This window comes from Emticicia sp. 17c, assembly GCF_037153985.1.
Classification (GTDB): domain Bacteria; phylum Bacteroidota; class Bacteroidia; order Cytophagales; family Spirosomataceae; genus Emticicia.
Window position 1 is genome coordinate 1 of the sequence record NZ_JBBAYI010000044.1, and the last position, 1670, is coordinate 1670.

At 40.0% G+C, this 1670-nt stretch carries 2 protein-coding genes; both read right to left on the reverse strand.

What is annotated here, in order from left to right; all coding sequences use genetic code 11:
- Window positions 1-188 precede the first annotated feature (188 nt).
- The gene (locus WAA15_RS24360) at window positions 189-623 is read right to left on the reverse strand and encodes a transposase (RefSeq protein ID WP_337045460.1); all 435 of its coding nucleotides are present in this window, start codon (window positions 621-623) and stop codon (window positions 189-191) included.
- 375 nt (window positions 624-998) lie between these two features.
- Window positions 999-1538 carry a transposase gene (locus tag WAA15_RS24365; RefSeq protein WP_337045461.1) on the reverse strand — a complete coding sequence of 180 codons (540 nt, stop codon included), beginning with the start codon at window positions 1536-1538 and terminating at the stop codon, window positions 999-1001.
- Window positions 1539-1670: the final 132 nt, after the last annotated feature.

The window sequence follows — 1670 nt, forward strand, 5'->3', positions numbered from 1 at the left end:
AGGCCATCCTTGATAATTGCTTTAAAATGATGAGATATATAGAAAATCCGGTCTGCCCAAGACTGGATTTTCTATTTTCAGGAATCTTAGTCTTTGTTTTGTACAATTTTCAGGAAAGAACTTCGGAATTTTAGGACATCGGATTTATGTAGACAGTCTTCTCCCATGAAACCCTATTTTGAAGGGTTTTAAGCTACTAATTTGAGTTCTCTCAGTGTTCTTTTGGCAAGTCTGACTGCATTGGCGGTGAAGCTTCCAAAGAAGAGCCACACATTTTGTGTTTCCGATGTTCTGGCTCTTATTCTTTTAAGTCCATCATGTTCCTTCTCCGTTCCGAAAGACCCCTCCAGACGCGTGCTTCGCTCCTTATTGAGAATGGCCTTCATTAGTTTAAGATTTTTATCTGGGGAGGTTTTTCCTTTTGATATAAAGTTGGTCTGAAGGTTTTTAGAACTACAGAAACTACGGTTGGCATTGGTAGGATATATTCTGTCAGCTGCCAGATGGGTACATTCACCGAAGATAATTTTATGCTTGTAGAAAGAGGCTTTGAGTCTGGTGCTTTCATTGAAAGCGTTGTAACTGTGATATTCAATTATGTTGATGCCATCTACTTGCCTCATGTGGACTTTTATACCGAACTCTAACGGGACGCGTAGTCTGGTTTGTTTTCCTTCCCCCTGATAATGGGTCTTATATGAGGTTGAGCTAAGCTGACGATTCTATCCCTGCCCTTGGTGGTATTGTTTTCAATCAGGTAAAGCTGTTGCAGATAGACTTTCCTGATGGTCTTGAATCTTTGTGCAATGGGTTCAGAGAGATGAATACCTCTGGTTTTGTTTAGAAGGTGCTGATAAACTTTTCTAATAAATGAAGGAGTGTTTTTCTACGTTTCTTGGTAGCATGGACACTCACTTTTCGTCTCTTAGAAAAAACCGATTGCTTGATTTTCTGTTCTTTGAATTTTGAACGAGGCATCTTCATTGCTGTGAGTTTGCTTAGTGCCGGAATTTGTTCTTCCCACAGAAAACAGCATGACTCCCACAAGAGTTTGACATCAGTAGGAAAACGCATATGAACCTGATAACACCAACTCCATTGTGGGTCTCATCCATCAATACAACATTTGTATTCTCCATTTTCCCCTTCCAGGCATTAATTAGAACAGCCTGAACTTTCTGCATATCACAATGTCTGGCCAGAAAGCTGCGAATGCGACTCACAAATGCATTGTCTCTGATCACTTCACCTACTTTCAGACGGCATCCACAGAACATCTGATATGCCCAGTTAGTCTGGAAAGCAGCCAGAAGTTTTTCATCGCTTAAACCTGTGTAATGCTTTAAAAACATCAAACCGAAGTATCCTTGCCGAGCAAGGTAAGAAGGGGCTCCTGCTGGATTTTTCTTTGAAGGAAGCAGGTGTCCCAGTTCCTGCCATGGAATGATATCGTAAATGCGACCAAGTTCTGTACAGTTCTTAAGAAAATGATATTCAGGAAATATTGAGCTGTCAAAAGAAAATAGAGTATTTTGCATCGTATTTTAGGATGTGAGATACCTTAAAATACAGCAAAAACCCCGAAACGCCAAAAAATTGGGTGTTTTCGGGGTTCTTTTTTTGCGTAATAAGCTGATATTTAATTACTTATCTCTCATAAGGCTTCCCTA

Bases quoted from the DNA above. Each gene is read 5' to 3' on its own strand.
- WAA15_RS24360 (WP_337045460.1), bottom strand. From the start codon at position 623: ATGAGGCAAGTAGATGGCATCAACATAATTGAATATCACAGTTACAAC.
- WAA15_RS24365 (WP_337045461.1), bottom strand. From the start codon at position 1,538: ATGCAAAATACTCTATTTTCTTTTGACAGCTCAATATTTCCTGAATAT.